The organism is Lentzea cavernae, assembly GCF_014653695.1.
GTDB lineage: Bacteria > Actinomycetota > Actinomycetes > Mycobacteriales > Pseudonocardiaceae > Lentzea > Lentzea cavernae.
This window is the reverse complement of record NZ_BNAR01000001.1, coordinates 1,010,477-1,029,299: the sequence shown is the minus strand read 5'-3', so window position 1 is coordinate 1,029,299 and position 18,823 is coordinate 1,010,477. Positions and strand designations below refer to the sequence as shown.

14 protein-coding genes are annotated in these 18,823 nt (G+C 68.4%); 7 read left to right on the top strand and 7 right to left on the bottom strand.

The window, feature by feature from the left end; genetic code table 11:
• Positions 1-104 precede the first annotated feature (104 nt).
• On the top strand, positions 105-1,121 hold the full coding sequence (locus IE307_RS04710; RefSeq protein WP_229904383.1) for an MFS transporter: 1,017 nt from the start codon (positions 105-107) through the stop codon (positions 1,119-1,121).
• Positions 1,122-1,139: 18 nt separating this feature from the next.
• Here IE307_RS04710 and IE307_RS04705 read toward each other — a convergent pair whose 3' ends face one another.
• Entirely contained in the window at positions 1,140-1,382 is a 243-nt protein-coding gene (locus tag IE307_RS04705) for a hypothetical protein (RefSeq protein ID WP_191296163.1), read from the bottom strand.
• Positions 1,383-1,502: 120 nt separating this feature from the next.
• On the opposite strand from IE307_RS04705, the gene IE307_RS04700 reads away from it, so the two are divergent.
• Together IE307_RS04700 and IE307_RS04695 are read left to right on the top strand one after the other, a co-directional pair.
• Entirely contained in the window at positions 1,503-2,357 is an 855-nt protein-coding gene (locus tag IE307_RS04700) for a bile acid:sodium symporter family protein (protein WP_229904382.1), read from the top strand.
• Positions 2,358-2,435: 78 nt separating this feature from the next.
• A complete protein-coding gene (locus IE307_RS04695; RefSeq protein ID WP_191296162.1) occupies positions 2,436-3,176 on the top strand; it encodes a lipopolysaccharide kinase InaA family protein in 741 nt (246 codons plus the stop codon).
• On the opposite strand, the gene IE307_RS04690 is transcribed toward IE307_RS04695, so the two are convergent.
• Together IE307_RS04690 and IE307_RS04685 are read right to left on the bottom strand one after the other, a co-directional pair.
• Positions 3,093-3,881, bottom strand: a complete 789-nt coding sequence (locus IE307_RS04690) for an ABC transporter permease (RefSeq protein ID WP_191296161.1) — start codon at positions 3,879-3,881, stop codon at positions 3,093-3,095. The genes IE307_RS04695 and IE307_RS04690 overlap by 84 nt on opposite strands.
• Positions 3,878-4,825, bottom strand: coding sequence for an ATP-binding cassette domain-containing protein (locus tag IE307_RS04685; RefSeq protein WP_191296510.1), 948 nt, complete (start codon positions 4,823-4,825; stop codon positions 3,878-3,880). The genes IE307_RS04690 and IE307_RS04685 overlap by 4 nt, the downstream gene beginning before the upstream one ends.
• Positions 4,826-4,919: 94 nt before the next feature.
• Here IE307_RS04685 and IE307_RS04680 point away from each other — a divergent pair, with 94 nt between their 5' ends.
• Together IE307_RS04680 and IE307_RS04675 are read left to right on the top strand one after the other, a co-directional pair.
• Positions 4,920-5,669: a TetR/AcrR family transcriptional regulator gene (locus IE307_RS04680; protein ID WP_191296160.1), complete on the top strand. Its 750-nt coding sequence runs from the start codon at positions 4,920-4,922 to the stop codon at positions 5,667-5,669.
• 207 nt (positions 5,670-5,876) lie between these two features.
• Entirely contained in the window at positions 5,877-6,632 is a 756-nt protein-coding gene (locus IE307_RS04675; protein WP_191296159.1) for an anti-sigma factor family protein, read from the top strand.
• A gap of 64 nt (positions 6,633-6,696) precedes the next feature.
• On the opposite strand, the gene IE307_RS04670 is transcribed toward IE307_RS04675, so the two are convergent.
• The 4 genes from IE307_RS04670 to IE307_RS04655 are packed head-to-tail and all read right to left on the bottom strand — an operon-like array spanning position 6,697 to position 12,216.
• Positions 6,697-8,100, bottom strand: coding sequence for a nickel/cobalt transporter (locus tag IE307_RS04670; protein ID WP_229904381.1), 1,404 nt, complete (start codon positions 8,098-8,100; stop codon positions 6,697-6,699).
• Positions 8,097-9,389, bottom strand: coding sequence for a tetratricopeptide repeat protein (locus tag IE307_RS04665; RefSeq protein WP_229904380.1), 1,293 nt, complete (start codon positions 9,387-9,389; stop codon positions 8,097-8,099). Before IE307_RS04665 ends, IE307_RS04670 begins: the two co-directional genes overlap by 4 nt.
• Positions 9,386-10,984, bottom strand: a complete 1,599-nt coding sequence (locus IE307_RS04660) for a DUF4331 domain-containing protein (RefSeq protein WP_191296158.1) — start codon at positions 10,982-10,984, stop codon at positions 9,386-9,388. The genes IE307_RS04665 and IE307_RS04660 overlap by 4 nt, the downstream gene beginning before the upstream one ends.
• Positions 10,985-11,040: 56 nt before the next feature.
• Positions 11,041-12,216, bottom strand: coding sequence for a pyridoxal phosphate-dependent aminotransferase (locus IE307_RS04655; RefSeq protein WP_229904379.1), 1,176 nt, complete (start codon positions 12,214-12,216; stop codon positions 11,041-11,043).
• A 534-nt stretch (positions 12,217-12,750) separates the two neighbouring features.
• Between IE307_RS04655 and IE307_RS04650 the strand changes: the two genes are divergently transcribed.
• Positions 12,751-16,257: an ATP-binding protein gene (locus tag IE307_RS04650; RefSeq protein ID WP_191296156.1), complete on the top strand. Its 3,507-nt coding sequence runs from the start codon at positions 12,751-12,753 to the stop codon at positions 16,255-16,257.
• A 35-nt stretch (positions 16,258-16,292) separates the two neighbouring features.
• Positions 16,293-18,773, top strand: coding sequence for a DNA gyrase/topoisomerase IV subunit A (locus tag IE307_RS04645; protein ID WP_191296155.1), 2,481 nt, complete (start codon positions 16,293-16,295; stop codon positions 18,771-18,773).
• The last annotated feature ends 50 nt before the right edge of the window (positions 18,774-18,823 follow it).

The window sequence follows — 18,823 nt, the reverse complement described above, 5'->3', positions numbered from 1 at the left end:
CTTGTGCCATGCGACGACGACATTGATCTTCAACTGATCTTTCCCGGACCGCGACGGCGTGGGCGTGGTGTTCGCACCTCATCCCGATCTACGCGCTGTACGCGTTGCTCTTCGCCGACAGCGGGCTGTCGGACGCCCAGATCTCGGTGCTGCTCGCCGTCTGGTCGCTCACCGCGGTGGTCTTCGAGGTGCCTTCGGGCGCCATCGCCGACCGGTTCTCGCGGCGCAGTTCGCTCGTGGCCTCCGGAGTGCTGCAAGCCTTCGGGTACGCGGCCTGGGTGGTGTTCCCGTCGTTCTGGGGCTTCGCCGCCGGCTTCGTGCTGTGGGGACTGGGCGGCACGCTGCAGTCGGGCGCGTTCGAAGCCCTGCTGTACGACGGACTCGCGGCCAACGGCGACGAGGAGCAGTACGGGCGGCTCAACGCCCGTGTGGACACCATCGAGCTGATCGCCCAGGTGCCGGTCGCGGTCGTGGCCACCGCGCTGTTCTCCCTCGGCGGCTACCAGCTGGCCGGGTGGATCTCCGTCGCGATGTGCCTGGCGTCGTCGGTGATCGCGTTGCGGTTCCCCGAACCCGAGCGCGGCGGCGAGGACGACGACGAACCCGGCTACCTCGCGACCCTGATGACCGGTCTGCGCGCGTCCGTGCCGATCAAACGCGCCGTGGCGGCAGTGGCCCTGGTGTACGCGATCGACGCGTTCGAGGAGTACTTCACGCTGCTGGCCCAGGACTGGCACGTGCCGACGGTGTGGGTGCCGATGGCGACCATCGGCGTGCCGCTGATGGGGGCGGCCGGCGCGCACCTGGCCGGACGGTTGCCGTTCCGCGGCTGGGTGCTGTTCGCCTCGGGTGTGCTGCTGATCGTGGCGGCGCTGCTGGCCGTGCCGCTCGCGATCGTCCTGCTGGGACTGTTCTACGGCCTGTACCGGTTCGTGCTGGTGCACGTGGAAACCGAACTGCAGCACCGGATCGAGTCCGACGCCCGTGCGACGGTGACGTCGGTGGCCGCGATCGGGTCGGAGTTCGTGGCGTTCGCGATCTACGGGCTGTGGGTGCTCGGGGCGGCGGTCGCCATCGGCGTGCTGATCCTGGTCATCGCGGTGGTGGTGCGACGTCAGTGAGCAAGTGGGCGCCGTTCGTCAACGCTCTTCGTAGTGCACACCATGGAACTGCACGTTCCCGAACTCGCCGCGTGGCGGTGGAGAGCCGCAGGCGCGTCCGAACCGCGATGTGGGCCAGCGGAGTGGCGAGTTGCAGGGCGGGTCGTGGTGCTCGCCGACCGCGAAGACGTCCAGCCCCGCCGCGACCGCCGGCGCGACGATCCCGGCCGGGTCGAGGTCACCCGCCGTGAACACGCCGACCTGCACGGTGCCGGTGTCCACCACGACCACCGCGAAAGCGGGCCGGGTGCCGCCACCTGGCCGATTCCATCGGCGCGGGCGTAACGCCAGGATCTTCCGAACAGATCAAACTGCACAAGCTGGACATCCGCGGAGGCCGCCGTGCTAGTCGTACAGATCTTCCTGCCGCTGGCGCTGGGCCTGGTCATGTTCGGACTCGGCCTCACGCTCACCACCGACGACTTCGCCAGGGTCGCCAAGTACCCCAAGGCCGCGATCATCGCGCTCGTCTGCCAGGTGGTCGTCCTCCCGGCGGTCTGCCTCGGGCTGGTGCTCGCGTTCGGGCTCAAGGGCGTGCTGGCGGTCGGCATGATGCTGCTCGTCGCGTCGCCGGGCGGCACGTCGGCGAACCTCTTCAGCCACCTCGCGGGCGGCGACGTCGCGCTCAACATCACGCTCACCGCGATCAACTCGGTGCTCGCGGTGTTCACGCTGCCGCTGGTGGTCGGCCTGAGCATGGCGCACTTCATGGCGGACAGCGCCGAGGTCGGGTTGCAGCCGGCGAAGTTCGTGCAGGTCTTCGCGATCGTGCTGGTGCCCGTGGCGATCGGCATGCTGGTGCGGCGCAGGTTCGAGGCCTGGTCGCTGCGCATGAACGACCCGGTGCGCATCGCGTCCGTCGTGGTGCTGGTGCTCGTCATCATCGCGGCGATCGCGCAGGCCTACCAGCAGCTGATCGACAACATCGGGACGCTCGGCCCGGTGGCGTTGCTGCTGAGCATTTTCAGCCTGCTGATCGGCTACTACGTGCCCAAGGCGTTCAACATCGAGCGCAAGCAGGCGATCGCGAGCGCGATGGAGATCGGCATCCACAACGCCACCATCGCGATCACGCTGGCGCTAACGGTGCTCAACGACGAGACGATGGCGATTCCGCCTGCCGTGTACGGGGTGCTGATGTACCTGCCGGCGGCGGTCGCGGCGCGGTTGTTGTCGCGCAAGAAGGCCGCGGTCTGACGGGAGCGGACGCCCGCCGGCGTTCACCGCGGCCTGACCTGCCGCGTGTTAGACCATGGGCCATCCGGAGGTGGGCCCATGTTCCCGTTGTTGCGGACGGCCGTCCGCGTCGAGCCCCTGCACGGGGAGGGGCTCACCAACGTCCTGCACCTCGTGACGCTGGCCGACGGGCGCAAAGCCGTGCTGCGGCAACCGAAGGTGGCGCGCGATCTGCCCAAGTTCGTCGTGCCCGGCGCACCGGAGGTCCTCGCGCACAACGGCCGCGGCGACGTGCTGGTCGAGTACGTGGAGGGCCGGACGCTCGCGGACGCGTTGCCGGTGTCCGAAGAGGTCTGGCGCGGCATCGGCCTGGCGTTCCAGAAGATCCACCGCGTCGGTCTGCTGCACAACGACGTGAACCTCCACAACATCATTGTGGGGGAAGGAAAGGCCACGCTGATCGACTGGGACAACCCCGGCCAGGGCAACCCGCTCGACGAGCTCGCGGCGTTCGAGGAGCACCTCTACCTGCACGGAACCGTGCTGCCCCAGGCGTTCTGGGCGGGGTACGGATCGCGGCCGGCCCCGGAGCTCCTCAGGGTGCACCGGATCGCGGGCTGCATCGGCTGGCTGGCGAGCGAGGACTGGCAGGAGTGGGAGGACGACCGGACGTTGAGGCCCGAGCACCTCGCCAGGGTCCGGAACTGGCGGCGGCTGCTCGCGCGGTGGCTCACCGACCAGTTCCGGACGGACTTCCTAGCGGCTGAGGTTGCGGTACTTCACCACCGACAGCGGCCAGAAGATCGCCACGAACACGGCCGGCCACAGCACGGCCAGTAGCAGCGAGTTCTGCGCGGCCCACGAGTCGCCGCCGACACCGGGGTTGCCGAACAACTCCCGCGCCGCCGCCACGGTCGACGACAGCGGGTTCCACTCCGCGACCACCCGCAGCCAGCCCGGCATCAGCTCCGGCGAGACGAACGTGTTCGCGAACATCGTCAGCGGGAACAGGAACATCCACGACGCCGACGCCGCCTCGGGCTTCACCAGCAGGCCGAGGTAGATGCCGATCCACACGAGCGCGAACCGCAGCCACAGCAGCAGCGCGAACGCGACGAGCGCCTTCAGCAGCCCGTGGTGGAACGACCAGCCCATCGCGAGACCGCACAGCGCCAGCACGAGCAGCTCGAGCGACGAGTTCACCAGGTCGGCGAAGCTGCGCCCGGCAACCACACCGGTCTGCGACATCGGCGAGGCGCGGAACCGGTCCGTGACGCCGCGGTCGGCGTCCATGGACACCATCATCATCGTCGCGGCGACGCCGAACGCGATGGTCTGGCCGAACATGCCCGGCAGCAGGAACTCGATGTAGTCACCGCCGCCGAAGACGTTCATCGCGCTGCCGAAGACCAGCCCGAAGATCAGCACCGAGACGATCGGGTAGGCGAGGTTCGCGAACACCCTGACCGGCTCGCGCACCCAGTGGATCAGATCGCGCTTGGCGACGATCCACGAGTCGACCGCCGCGTACCTGACCGCGTTCACGACTGCACCTCCGCAACGGCCTTGTGCCCGGTGATGGCGAGGAAGACGTCGTCGAGCGTGGGCCGCCGCAGCGCGATGTCCTCGGCCTCGACCCCCTTCGCGGCGAGCGCCGACGTCACCCGCGTCAGTGCCGCCACCCGGTCCACCACCGCCGCGCTCACCCTGAACGCGTCGTGGTCGACCTCGGCGTCCTCGCCGAGCACGCCGGCCACGACCGGCAGCTCGTCGGAGTTGCGGACCACCACCTCGATCCGGTCACCGCCGAGCTTGGACTTGAGGTGGTCCGGCGTGCCCTGGGCCGCCACCCTGCCCGTGTCCATCACGACGATCTGGTCGGCGAGCTGGTCCGCCTCGTCGAGGTACTGCGTGGTGAGCAGGACCGTCGTCCCCTCCGCGACGACCCTCTTCACCTCCCGCCACACCTCGCCGCGGTTGCGCGGGTCGAGGCCGGTCGTCGGTTCGTCGAGGAACAGCACCGACGGCGCCGTGATGAAGCTCGACGCCAGGTCCAGGCGCCGCCGCATGCCGCCCGAGTAGTGCTTGGCCCGCTTGTCCGCCGCGTCCGCGAGCCCGAACTGCTCCAGCAGCTCTTCCGCCCGCAGCGAGGCCTGGCGCTTGGACAGGTGGTAGAGCCGCCCCCACATGACCAGGTTCTCCCTGCCGGTCAGCACGTCGTCGACCGTGGACTGCTGGCCGTTCAACGCCACCTGCCTGCGCACCGCCGGAGCCTCGCGCACCACGTCGTGGCCCGCGACCTCCGCGCGGCCGCCGTCCAGGCGCAGCAACGTGGCCAGGATGCGCACCGCCGTGGTCTTGCCGGCGCCGTTCGGGCCGAGCAGCCCGCACACCGTTCCCGCCGGTACCGCCAGGTCGAACCCGTCGAGCGCCGCCTTCCCGTCGAACCTCTTGTGCAGGCCTTCCGCGAGCACCGCGTGTCCCACGATCCACCCCCGTGGTCTAACTGCTTATGTTGTACACAGGGTGTACGTTGTACACGGTTCTAGGATTCACATGCAAGTCATGTGTGAAGGGGGCTGGGTGAAGAGCGATCGTGACCGGAGCGTGCGGCTGCTGTGGGAGCCGCCGGCGGAGCCGACCAGGGGACCGAAGGCGGCGCTGAGCCAGTCGCGGGTGGTGGAGGCGGCCATCAAGGTGGCCGACGCGGAGGGGGTCGACGCGCTCACCATGCGGCGCGTCGCCGAGACGCTGGGCTTCACCACGATGTCGCTCTACCGGCACGTGCCGGGCAAGTCCGAACTGCTGGACCTCATGGTCGACGCGGTGTGGGGCGAGACCGAGCACACGCCCGCGGGGCCGTGGCGCGACGGGCTGGAGTTCTTCGCGCGGCAGGTGTGGACGATGTACTGCGCGCACCCGTGGGTGCTGCAGCTCACGACTTCGCGGCGGGTGCCGGGCCCACAGGCCATGACCCGTCAGGACGCCGCGTACGCCGTGGTGGCCGATCTCGGGCTGCGGACCGAGGAGATCGTCGCGGTCGTGACGGCGGTCGGCCACTTCGTCGACGGCGTCGGCCGCACGATGGCCGACCGCGTGCGGGCCGAGCGGGAGACCGGGGTGTCCGACGAGGACTGGTGGACCAGTGCCGCGTCGCTGTGGGAGCACTTCACGCCGGACCGCCTGCCGATGATGACCAGCATCTGGAACTCGGGCGGCTTCGACCGCCCGCTCGACGAGTTCGAGTTCGGTCTCGCGCGCGTTCTCGACGGCCTTGTCGCGTTCGTCGAAGCCGAGGAGCGACCGTCAGTTCGTCGATCTACGTGCCTGTAGTCGTGTGAGACGACTTGAGTCGTCCGATCGAGTGAAAAGCACAGCTCAGGCAGGGCGTGAACCGTAGTTGCGCGGTCACGTAATGCCATTGTTATGCGATATCAGAATGAACTCGTTCGAACGCTGAACCGACCACTCCTATCTGCCCGTTTTCCTTCGTGACACCGTTTCGCCGCGGGGGTCGAATCGGGACGACGAGGAGGTCGTATGACAGCTGGCGCGCACGACGCGGTCACCCTTGGCTGCTACGCGCTCGGCGTTCTGGACGCGCACGAGAGTCTTGGCGTGGAGCAGCACCTTCGGGGCTGTCCGTCCTGCCGTGCGCAGGTCGCCGACTTCCATCGGATCCGAACAGCACTTGACGACGTGCCTCGTGAGGCATTTCTGCACGAGCTCGAGGACGACCTGCCCATGCCGTCGGACCTGGTGCTGCAGCGCACGCTGCGGCAGATCAGGCAGGAGTCGGCCATCCCGCAGCAGCGGGAGGCCGCTCCACGCCTGCGAGCCAGTCCACCGCCGGTGGAGGAACTACCAGCACCACAGCACGCCAGGGCCCGGCGCTGGCCGGGCTACCTCGCCGCCGCGGCAGTGGCCGCGGCGGTCGCGTTCGGGGGTGCCGCGGTGTTCATGCAGAACCAGGGAGCGGGTACCAGCATCGCTTCGACTCGCTCGGGCGAGGCGACGGCGGGCGGGATCAAGCTGGTGGCGGAGATAGCGCCGTCGTCGCAGGACCGCTACCTGGTGACGGCGGACATCGACGGGTTGCCCGCAGCGCAGAAGTGCAAGCTGGTCGTGGTGGGCACGGACGGCACGAAGACCGAGGCCTTCGCCTGGACGACGACCGAGAAGCAGCGGGTCGAGGGTTCCAAGGTGAGGGGCATGGTCAGCGTCTCGCCCGACAAGGTGAGGTCGATCGTGGTCGAGAACACCGAGGGCAAGACGTTCGTGGTGGCGAACCTGTAAGGCGGAAAGAGTCGAAGGGCCCGGATTCCTCGGAATCCGGGCCCTTCGAGTTGCATTGGTGTAATTACACGGCCTGCAATGTGAGCCACGCGCCGACGACGATGACCATCGCGGCTGTGCCGACAGGTGCGTAATGAGACAGCACGCGGGTGGCACGGCCGTCCAGGATTTTCTCGACGCGTTCTCGCGCCTTCACGAGCAGAAGACCGACCGCGGTGAGCGTGCCGGCCATGCCGATTCCGTAACCGAACACCAGGAGCACGCCGAACCACGTGCGGCCCAGTGCCATCGCACCGAGCAGGACGACGAGCGCGGACGGCGAGGGGACCAGTCCGTTGGCCGCGCCCATGCCGATGAGGCTCGCGCGGCTGTAGCCGTGGCCGTGCCCATGACCGTGCCCGTGCCCATGTCCGTGGCCGTGCCCGTGACCATGGCCGTGTCCCGCTGAGGCTCCGGCGAGCGCGGGTTCGCGGGTGGTGGACAGGGCCGAGCGCAGCAGCATCACACCGATCACCGCGATCAGCACACCGCTGACCAGCCCGAGCCAGCGCAGCACCTCTTCACCGGCCAGCGCGCTGGAAGCACTGATGACCAGGCCGAGGACCAGCACACCACCGGTGTGCGTGGCCGTGACCGACGCACCGACGATGAACGCGTCCTTCGGCGTGCCCTGACGTCCGGCCAGATAGGCGGCGATGAGCGTCTTGCCGTGACCGGGCAACGCCGCGTGCGAGGCGCCAAGCACCAACGACAGCAACAACGCCAGGAACCCGAGCCACGGCGTGAGGTCGTCGCTGCCCAGGATGTCGTTGAGCTTGGCCGCCGTGACGCTGAACGACTGGATCGGGGAGCCGGAGGCCTTCCTCGGCTCGGACCCGCTGCCGGGTTCGGCGCTGAACGCGACCGAGCGGACGTCCAGCGGACTGCTGAGCAGGTCCTCCGGGTACGTCCGCAGCTCGTCGCTGATGCTCTCGGTCGGCACCTGCGAGCCGGCCACCCTGATGCCGGTGCCGGCGGCGGTGATCTCACGCCAGCCGACCCTGTCGGCGTTCGACTCGTCGGAGAACTCGAGCCTCGCCGGCCGGTCGAGCTCCACCTTGGCGGTGAACTCGCATACCAGCCGGGTCGTGAGGAGGTCGGCCTGGCCGACCGGGTGCGTCTTGGTGGAGCTGGAGAGCGTCCAGGCGATCTGCCGCCCGTCCACGGTGGAACGGTCGGTGCGCGACACCTCGTCGCACCACTGCTTCGCGTCGCGGGCCTTGAGGTTCTCCTGCAGCGTCGGGATCTCCGCCACGTCGACCACGGACCGCAGGTCGATCCGGTCCGGGTGCAGGTGCAGCCCGTGGTAGTGGTTGACGCTGAAGTTGCCCAGCGGGTGGGCCGACGCCTCGCCGTTGATGAAGAAGATCCCGGCGAGCAGCAGGACCGCCACCAGGACGGGCCGCACCACCCAACTGGACAGGCTCACCGGCCGCCTCGGAGCTCCGCGAGCTTGCGGCCCGCCTTCAGGGACTGCAGAGGGGAGAAGTTCGCGTTCAGCGTGAGCGCCTGCACGAGCGCCTCCTGGGCCTCGGCGACGCGGCCGAGCGCGGCCAGGATCATGCCGCGGTGGTAGGAGAACGTGGCGTTCTGCCAGCCCAGCGCGACGGCGCGGTCGGAGTAGCTCAGGGCCTCGGCGTTGCGTCCGTTGACGTGCAGGGCCCAGGCCATCGCGTCGGCCACGAAGACGCTCTGCCGGCGGCTCCACTCGGCTTCCGCACGGCGCAGTGCCTGCATGCCATCACCTCGGTCAGCGGCGACGAGGGCCGCGGCCAGATCGTCGGAAGCACCCTGGGACTCCATCAGTCGCTGCTGTTCGGTGAGCACGCCGTACTGCTTCGCGGCGTCCTCGGTGCGGCCGCTGGCCTCGAGCAGCTCCGCGTACTCCTGCAGGTACTGCGGCAGGGGAGCGCGGGCCACCAGCCTGCGGTACGAGTCCAGCGCCACCGGGACGTCGCCCCGTGCCGCCGCGACCTTGGCCATGCCCTGAGTGAGAGTCATGTCGTCTCCTCTCGCCGCCAGCCCGTGCTCGTAGTGGTCAGCGGCAACGTCCAGCAGGTTGTGGTCGAACGCGAGTTCGCCCAGCCGGTAACGGCAGAACGCGATCTCCTCGGGCGTCGTGGAGGCCTTCAGCGCACGCTGCATCGCGTCGCGGGCACCGTCGACGTCGCCGTGGAGTTCGAAGTGGAAGGAAGCGCGGGCGAAAGACGCCGTGTTCGGCTTGAGGTCCAGCATCTTCTGCACCGCGTCCTGCGCGCCCGCGTCGTCGCCGAGTTGCGTCAACGCGTCGGCCAGCACGCCGTGGGCCTCCGCGGAGGACGGCAGCGCGGCGATCGCCTTCAGGGCCCAGTCCCGGGCCGCGGGGAAGTCGTGACGGGCGTTGGCCAGCGTGCCCATGCCGATGGCGGCGAGGCCCGAGTCGCCCGCGTTCTTCAACGCGCCCTCGGCCTTCGCGTAGTACGCGGGATCGGCCGTGACGCGTGCCAGCTCCACATAGGACGAACCGAGCTGGGCCCAGGAGGCCTTGTCCTGTGGAACGTCGTGCAGTCGCTTCTGCAGCTGGTGGACCACTTTGTGCATCTGGTTCTGCTGCGCCACCGCCGGAACAGGGGGCTCGCCCCCGGCCCTGCTGTCGGCAGGACCGGAGGCGGCTAGGTAGGCAAGCGCCGCGGTGACCAGGAGAACCACCGCGACGGCCTGCCGCTGTTGGTACTTCACTTCGAGTGCGACCCGTACTTGCGGATGTGCTGCTGGCGCTTGCGCCACAGCAGGAAACCGGCACCGAACACGGCCGCCGAGCCGACCGCCGTCGTCATGGCCATCGGGTCGATGTTGCCGATCTTGCCCACCGGGTTGACCGCGACGTCGGCCGTGGTCCCCGAGGCGTTGACGGCCGTGCCGTTGCGCGGCAGGCCGACGTACGGGAAGTTCGCCTCGAAGGGCTGGTCGTTCGCGTCTACCTTGTCACCCGTGGCGAGCGCGTCGACGAGCTTGCCCGACGCCGCCGCGCCCTCCATCGCCTGCACGGCGATGTCCACCACGTCGTCGGTCAGCCGCCGGCCGTTCGGGAAGCCCTGCGTGTCCCCGGCGAGCAGGCCCAGGCGGTTCGGGTTGGGGTTCGGGTCGATCATCATGTTCAGCCGCAGCATCTCGCTGGGGCGGAACTTCCGGGCGTCCGCGTCCTTGTTGTCGACCTGCGAGTTCAGGTCGGCGTTGATCTGCGCGCCCAGCTTCTTCGTGATGCCGGTCAGGAAGATCTCGGCCAGGTCGTCGCGCTGTCCCTGCGGCGCGGGGATCTTGTAGATCGCCTCGACCAGCTTGGGCAGCTCCGGGTTCACGACCCGGTCGACGAGCTCCTTCACACCGGCGTCCTGGTCGGGGCGCAGGCCGTTGAACGCGTCCTTGAGGCCCGCGGGGGCCACGACCTCGTTCACCAGCGGGTTGCCCAGCCGCGAGACCTGCACGAAGTCACCGACCGCCTCCGCCTTGCCCGGCGAGAGCTTCAGGGTGCGGCGCTGCGTGGTGCTCCAGATGCCGATGTTCGGGTTGCGGTGGTTGTCGTTGCGCAGCGCCAGCGCGTTCTTGGGCAGCTGGATCGCGATGGTGTTGACGTTGTAGCCGCGCAGCGTGTCCTGGCCGACCTCGCTCAGGTTGCCGCCGTAGAGCAGGTCGAACACGCGCAGGTCGGCGAAGAACGCGTCCTCGGACGGTCCGACGTAGACCTTGCCGCCACCGGCGATCTGCGCGATCGCCTGGTCGCGCAGCTTCTTGAAGTCCGGCATCGACGCGGGGCCGTTCGGGGACGGCGCGACCGGGGCGTTGTCGACCAGCTTGACCTTCTGGCCGTTCTGGTAGATCGCCTCCAGGTCGTAGCGCTGCCGGAACAACAGGTTCTCGTCGTCGAGCGAGTCCACGACACCGTTGGCGTACAGGAACGTCGCGTTCTTGCGCCGGTCGTCGGTCTCGAACGTGAACCGCAGGACCACGTCGGCCTTGGCGTCACCGTCGCTGTCGACGTTGAAGTCGTACTGCGCGTCCTCGGCCCACGGGAAGAAGTTCGGGCCGCCGTTGGGCTCCTGGAAACCGGACCAGTTGCCGACCAGCGTGACGGTGTCCTTGTGGTCGGGACTCACGAACGCGTACAGGTCCGTGTTGTCCACGGCCGGGTCACCCGCGATGAGAGGAGCCTCGCGGTGCGAAGACGCCGTGGCGCCGTTACCGCCGAACATGGCCGCGTTCAGCAGTGTGGCGGCCACCAGCGCGGCCGCAGCCACCTGGCCGCGCCGACCGCTGAGGGCGTGCGGTGATGACATCTTGGGCAACCTTTCGGAGAATGTGGTTCGGTCGCTGAGCGTGCGAACGCTGTCGATCAGGCGCTGTGCATGAGCAGCGACGGTTCGCTGGAATGGCTTGAATGCGTCGGGTGGTCGTTCGTCCACCTGGACTGGGTGAAGTCGCGGATGCCTTCGACGAGCCGGTCGACGTCGTGCTCGGGCCGCACCACCAGCCGGGCGAACTTGCTGGTCATGCCGAGCTTGTTGCCGCACTCGCGGATGAAGACCTGGTGCCGGGACAGCAGGTGGTCGCGCAGCTCACGGCCGTCGAGTCCACCGCCGAGCTTCACCAGCAGGAAGTTGGCCTGCGAGGAGTAGACGGTCAGGTCGGGGATGCGCGAGAGCTCCATGCCCATCCGGTACCTGTCCCGTGACAGCAGACGCAGGCTTTCGGCGTACTCCGCCTCGTGCTCGGCCAGCATGAACACGACGGTCTCCGCCAGCGAGTTGAGGTTCCACTTCGGCAGGATCTTCCGCATCTTCCCGGCCAGTCCCGGGTTCGCGACCAGGTAGCCGAACCGGATGCCGTGCAGGCCGAAGTTCTTGCCGAGGCTCTTCAGCACGACCACGTTGGGCCGGATGGACGCCTCGGCCGCGACCGACGGGACGCGCTCGACCTCGACGAAGTCGATGAACGACTCGTCGATCACGATCAGGTCGAGGTCGGAGAGCTCGTCCATGAACCGGATGATCTCCCTGCGGGGCAGGTAGCCGCCGTCGGGGTTGTTCGGGTTGCAGATCACGGCCACCTTGGAGCCGCGAGCGCGGATGAACTTGATGTACTCGTCGACGTCCAGCTCGAAGTTGTTGCTCTCCTGGAGCAGGAACATGTCGACGCGCTTGTTGCTCTCCATCGGCTGGTCGGTCCAGCGGCCGAAGGTCGGGATGGGGATCGCGATGCTCTCGTGGACCCACATGTGGTCCATCCACGTGATGAGCTCCGTGCTGCCGTTCGACATCGCGATCGTCGCCGGGTTGAGCCCCAGCACGCTGCTCAGCTGCGCCGCGATCTTGGACGAGTCGCTGGGGTAGAACTTCAGCACCGCCTCGAGGTTCTTCGACAGCTCCTCGAACATCGGCGGGGTCGGGAAGTACGGGTTGCACGGGATGCAGAAGTCCACGAGCTCGCCCGCACCCGTCCGCGACAGCTCGAAGTACGACGGGCTGTGCGCGGTCTGCTGGAAGAGACCCGAGTCCACACCATGCCGCACGCGATCACTCCGTCCCTCGGTCCGCTTCCGACACCGGGGCATACGTGCCGTTGTTCATCGCGGTTCACGGGTCCGTTTCGGGAAGGTCTCGGAACGGTCTCGCGCGCAACCTCGGGTGCTCCCGGTTCGCGGCCGTCTTGGGCACCGCTTTGTCCGGTTCGGCCGAAGCGGACATCGGCCTTCTCGGGAGGCGGCTCACTGATCGTCCACATAGGACTCCGCCGTGTGCCCGCCGGTCGCGCGCGGACGCGTGGACCCCGCGCGTACGTGTCCGCACGCCCGCTCGGTCACCCGTTGTGACACCTCGTGCGGGCCGCATCTCGTTTGGGCCCTCGACGGGCACCGCCACATCGGCCGATACAGCCTCTGAAATGCGGGTACTCCACCACCGGACGGCTGTTCCACCCCGCGGCCGGCGCTTTGTGACGCACCACCCAGGGCACTTTCCACGACCGTGACGGGCGTCCTGCGAAAAATTGTCAGGGGGTGCGGATACCCTGCTGGCAGTCCGCACACAATCAGGGAGCAGTACCCGTGACCGCAGAGACCCTGTACGGGGCCGACGACCTCACCCACCTCGAAGGTCTGGAGGCCGTCCGCAAACGGCCCGGCATGTACATCGGGTCGACCGACAGCAGGGGCATCAACCACCTCTTCAGCGAGATCGTCGACAACTCGACAGACGAGGGCGTCGCCGGCCACGCGACGAGGATCATCGTCACCCTGCACGCCGACGGCAGCGTCCAGGTCGACGACGACGGCCGCGGCATCCCGACCGACGTGCACGCCAAGTCGGGTCTGTCCGGTGTGGAACTGGTGCTCACCAAGCTGCACGCCGGCGGCAAGTTCGGCGGCTCCGGCTACAAGACCTCCGGCGGCCTGCACGGCGTCGGCGCCTCCGCCGTCAACGCCCTCTCGCACCGCTACGACGTCACCGTCCGCCGCGGCGGCAAGGTCCACTCGATGTCGTTCGCGCACGGCCTCCCCGGCGTCTTCGACGGCCCCGGCCCCAAGGCGAAGTTCACCCGCCAGGCCGGCCTCAACGTCGTCGGCAAGATGAAGCGCAACGAGTCCACCGGCACCTCCACCCGCTACTGGTACGACGCCCGCTACTTCGAGAACGGCGCCGCGCTCGACGTGGACGTCGTCCGCCAGAAGATGCGCAACACGGCGTTCCTCGTCCCCGGCGTCACCTACGTCCTGCGGACCGCGCTGGAAGACTCGATCTCCGAAGAGGTCTTCCACTACCCCAACGGCCTCACCGACATGGTCGACTTCCTCGCCCCGGCGGGCGACCGGGCCGTCTCCGGCACCCTGGTCATCACCGGCTCCGGCACCTACTTCGAGAACGCCGCCGACGAGAACGGCGTGATGCGGTCCAAAGTGGAGCGTCAGGCCGAGATCGAAGTCGCCCTCCGCTGGGGCACCGGCTACGAACGCACCGTCGAGTGCTTCACCAACACCATCCGCAACATGCACGGCGGCACCCACCGCCGCGGCTTCGACCGCGCCGTCGTCAAGTCCGTGCAGGACGCCATCTCCAAGACCCGCGGCCTCCTCAAGCCCAAGGAGGAGATGCCGACCCTCGACGACGTGCTCGAGGGCATGACGGCCGTCATCCACGTCCGCATCCCCGAGCCGCAGTTCACCTCGCAGACCAAGGACGAACTCTCCACCGCCGGCATCACCAAGGTGCTGCAGGGCATCGTCGACGCCCAGGTCCGCGCCTGGACCGAGGACCGCAAGACCAAGGTCGAGGCCAAGACCGTCCTGCAGAAGGTCGTCGACGCCTCCCGTGTGCGGCTGACCCAGAAGCAGCAGAAGGACGCGGCCCGCCGCAAGACCGCCCTCGAGGGCGCGGCCATGCCGGCCAAACTCGTCGACTGCCGCACCACCGGGGTGTCCCGGTCCGAGCTGTTCCTCGTCGAGGGCGACAGTGCGCTGGGCTGTTTTGTGAAAGAAACTCGCGTTTCGCTCGCGTCCGGCAAGTCGCTGTCGTTCGGCGAACTGGTCGAGGACTGGGCCCGCGGGATCACGCACTTCGGCTACGCCACCAACAAGGCGGGCCGCGTCGTCGTCGTGCCGCTCGTCGAGCCCCGGCTGACCAAGACGAACGCGCAGCTGGTCCGCGTCACGCTGGACGACGGCGAGTCTGTTCGCTGCACACCGGACCACCTGTTCCGCCTGCGCGACGGCTCCTACCGCCGTGCGGACGCCCTGCAGCCGGGCGACTCGCTGATGCCGCTCTACCGGTCGGTGTCCTCGAAGGCACAGGGCGACAAGCTCGAGGGATACGAGCGGGTCTGGATGAACGACCGGCAGGAGTGGGTCTACACCCACTACCTCGCCGACGCGTACAACCTGCGCCACGGCCTCGACAGCACCGAGGCCGGCAACGTCCGCCACCACGTCGACGTGGACAAGCGGAACAACGACCCGCGCAACCTCAAGCGCATGACCTGGGAAGACCACGCGGCACTGCACGCCGCGATGATGGGCGAGCACGTGCAGGAGGGCTACCGCGCATGGCTGGCCGCGGGCGGCACCGAGTTCAAGTCCGCGATGCTGTCCGAGCAGTGGAAGAACCCCGAGTTCCGCGCCTCCTGCCTCACCCGGCTCGCCGAGCGCAACCAGGACCCGGAGTTCCGCGCCCGCATCGAGCAGGGCTTCCAGCAGTGGTACGCGGCGCTGAGCGACGACGAGAAGGCCGCCTACGCCGAGCGCATGCGCGGATGGCAGGCCGCGTACTGGGCCGAGCCGGCACACCGCGCGGCCGCCGCCGAGCGCGTGCGGGCGTTCTTCACGCAGCCCGGCAAGCGCGAAGAGTGGCGTGAGCGTTCCCTCGCGCAGTGGCAGGACGAAGAACTGCTCGCGTGGCGTTCCCGTGCCACCACCGAGCAGTTCTCGGACCACGCGGAGCGTCAGCGCCAGAGCGAGGCCGTCATCGCCTGGCACGAGAACAACCCGCAGTTCGGCCGCGAACACTCCGCCCGCATGAAGCAGCGCATGGCGGATGCTTCGACCAGCCACCTGGAGAAGATCCAGGAGGGCCGTCGTCGTTACGTGGACTCCACGCCGCGCGCCGAGCGAGTCTCCAAGCAGGTCGAAGGCCGCCGGATCGCCGCGCTCAAGCGCATGACCCCGCTGCTGGACACGCCGTCGAACCTCGAGCTGGCCCTGGCCTACGAACTCGACCGCAAGGCGAACGCCAAGACCGGCCTGAAGTTCTTCAACGTCCTGGCGCACTACGACGACGACTTCGCACGCCTGCGCGAGGCCGCCTCACTGGTGAACCACTCGGTCGCCTCCGTCGAAGCGCTCCCGGAGCGGGAAGACGTCTACGACCTCACGGTCGACGGCTACCACAACTTCGCGCTCGAAGCCGGTGTGTTCGTCCACAACAGCGCGCGCATGGCCCGCGTCTCCGAGTACCAGGCGCTGCTCCCGTTGCGCGGCAAGATCCTCAACGTCCAGAAGGCCTCTCTCGCCGACACCCTGCGCAACGCCGAGATCGCCTCTATCGTCCAGGTCCTCGGCGCCGGCACCGGCCGCACCTTCGACCTCCCGCAGATGCGCTACGGCCGCGTCATCCTGATGGCCGACGCGGACGTCGACGGCAGCCACATCCGCACGTTGCTGATCACGTTGTTCGCCAAGTACATGCGCCCGGTGATCGAGGACGGCCGCCTCTACGCGGCCATGCCCCCGCTCCACAAGGTCATGACGCGCGGCCGCAACCCCGAGACGCACTTCACCTTCACCCAGCGCCAGATGGAGCAGAAGGTCGCATCGCTGGAGAAGGCGGGCAAGAGCGTCGTCACCCCGGTGCCGCGGTTCAAGGGCCTCGGCGAGATGGACGCGGACGAGTTGTGGGACACCACGATGAACCCCTCCACCCGCTCCGTCCGCCGCATCACCATGACCGACGTAGAAGCCGCCGAGGAAGCCCTCGAACTGCTGATGGGCGAGAAGGTCGAGCCGCGCCGCAACTGGCTCGTCGAGTCCGCCGCCAGGGTCGACCAGTCGGCCATCGACCTCTAAGCCTTCTTCACAGAGACCCACGGAGTTACGAAGTCATGGCACGCCGCAAGGGACCCACGACCAAGGTCGACCCAGCCGCGTTCGACAAGGCCGGCGCCAAGGTGCTCGACAACTCGCTCAAAACGGAGATCGAGGACTCGTACCTGGAGTACGCGTACTCGGTCATCCACTCGCGGGCACTGCCGGACGCGCGCGACGGCCTGAAGCCGGTGCACCGCCGCATCCTCTACTCGATGCACGAGCAGGGATACCGGCCGAACCACGCGTACGTGAAGTCGTCCCGTGTGGTCGGGGACACAATGGGCAAGTTTCATCCTCACGGCGACACGGCGATCTACGACGCTCTCGTTCGTCTGGCCCAGGACTTCAGCCTCAACGAACCGTTGATCGACGGCCATGGAAATTTTGGTTCCCCAGACGACGGACCGGCCGCGAGCCGATACACCGAGTGCCGCATGTCCCCGGTCGCCATGCAGCTCGTGGGCGAGCTGAACGAGGACACGGTCGACTTCCGCCCGAACTACGACGGCTCCCTGCAGGAGCCGGCGGTCCTCCCGGCGGCCTTCCCGAACCTGCTGGTCAACGGCACCTCCGGCATCGCCGTCGGCATGGCCACGAACATGATCCCCCACAACCTCCGCGAGGTGGTGGGCGCGGCGAGGTGGCTGATCACCCACCCCAACGCCGACTTCGACAAGCTGATGGAGTTCGTCCCCGGCCCCGACCTGCCGACAGGCGGCCTGCTGCTCGGCCTGGACGAGGTGCGGAAGGCCTACGAAACGGGCCGCGGCGTCGTGCGCATGCGCGCCAAGGTCGAGATCGGCCCGCTGGAGGGCTCCAGGGGCCGCCAGGCCATCACGGTCACCGAGCTCCCGTACGGCGTGGGCTCGGAGCGGATCGTCGAGAAGATCACCGACGAGGTCAACAAGTCCAAGCGGCTCACGGGCATCGCGGACGTGAAGGACCTGACGGACCGCGAGAACGGCATCCGGCTGGTCATCGAGTGCAAGGTCGGGGTGAACCCGCAGGCGTTGCTGGCGGATCTGTACCGGTTGACGCCGATGGAGCAGTCGTTCGGCATCAACAACCTGGTGCTGGTGGACGGTCAGCCGCAGACGTTGGGCCTCAAGCAGTTGCTGGAGGTCTTCCTGCAGCACCGCTACGAGGTGGTGACGCGGCGTACGAAGTTCCGGCGTCGCAAGCGTGAGGAGCGACTGCACCTCGTTGAGGGCCTCCTCCTGGCCCTGCTCGACATCGACAAGGTCATCAAGCTGATCCGGGGCAGCGAGAACGCGCAGGCCGCCAAGGACGGTCTGATGAAGCAGTTCAAGCTGTCGGAGATCCAGTCCTCCTACATCCTCGACACGCCGCTGCGCCGCCTCACGAAGTTCGACAAGCTCGAGCTGGAGAGCGAGCAGGACAAGCTCCGCCAGGAGATCGCGGAGCTGTCCACGATCCTCGACGACGAGTCGGTGCTGAAGAAGCTGGTGTCGGCCGAGTTGGCCGCGGTGGCGAAGGACCTCGGTGGTGAGCGTCGCACGAGTCTGATCGACGGTGACCTCAAGGAGGTGCTGGCGGCGTCGAAGCCGGCCGGGCCGCTGGAGGTGGCGGACGACCCGTGTCAGGTGATCCTGAGCGCCACGGGTCTTGTCGCGCGTACGGCGGCGGAGTCGGAGGAGGCGTCGGAGGGCAAGCGGCGTGCGGGGCGGGTGAAGCACGACGCCGTGCTGGCCGTTGTGCACTCGACCGCGCGGGGGCAGGTCGTTCTGATCACGAACCTCGGCCGGGCCTTCAAGACGGACGTGCTGCCGTTGCCGGTGTTGCCGGAGCAGAGCGGCACGGTCAGTCTCCGGGGTGGCATGGCGGCGAGTGAGCTGGTGCCGCTCGAGAAGGGGGAGAAGGTCGTCGGCATCGCGCCGCTCGACCCGAAGGACTCGCCTGGTCTCGCGATCGGCACGAAGCTCGGCACGGTCAAGGTGTGCGTGCCGGAGTGGCCGGTCCGCTCCGATGAGTTCGAGGTCATCTCGCTCAAGGACGGCGACGAGATCGTCGGCTGCACGTGGCTCACCGACGGCAGTGAGACGCTTGCGTTCGTCAGTTCCGACTCGTCGCTGCTGCGGTACGACGCGAAGCTGGTGCGGCCGCAGGGTCTCAAGGGCGGCGGTATGGCGGGCATCAACGTGAGCGGTGACGCGTACGTGGTGTTCTTCGGTGCGATCCGCACGGATGACGACGAGCACGGTGAGCCGATGGTGGTCACCTCGTCCGGTCAGAGCGTGAAGGTCACGCCGTTCAGCGAGTACCCGGCGAAGGGCCGTGCGACGGGTGGTGTGCGGTCGCAGCGCTTCCTCAAGGGGGAGACGCACCTGGTGCTCGCGTGGATCGGCAGCAGGCCGGCCGGTGCGGACGACAAGGGTTCGCCGGTGGAGCTGCCGGAGGTCGACCCGCGCCGCGACGGCTCCGGTCACGCGCATCCCGGTCCGGTCGTGATCGGGCACCTGGTCGAACGGGACTAGGACCCGGTGCCGGCGAGGACACGTCCTCGCCGGCACCGGGTCGAGCAGGG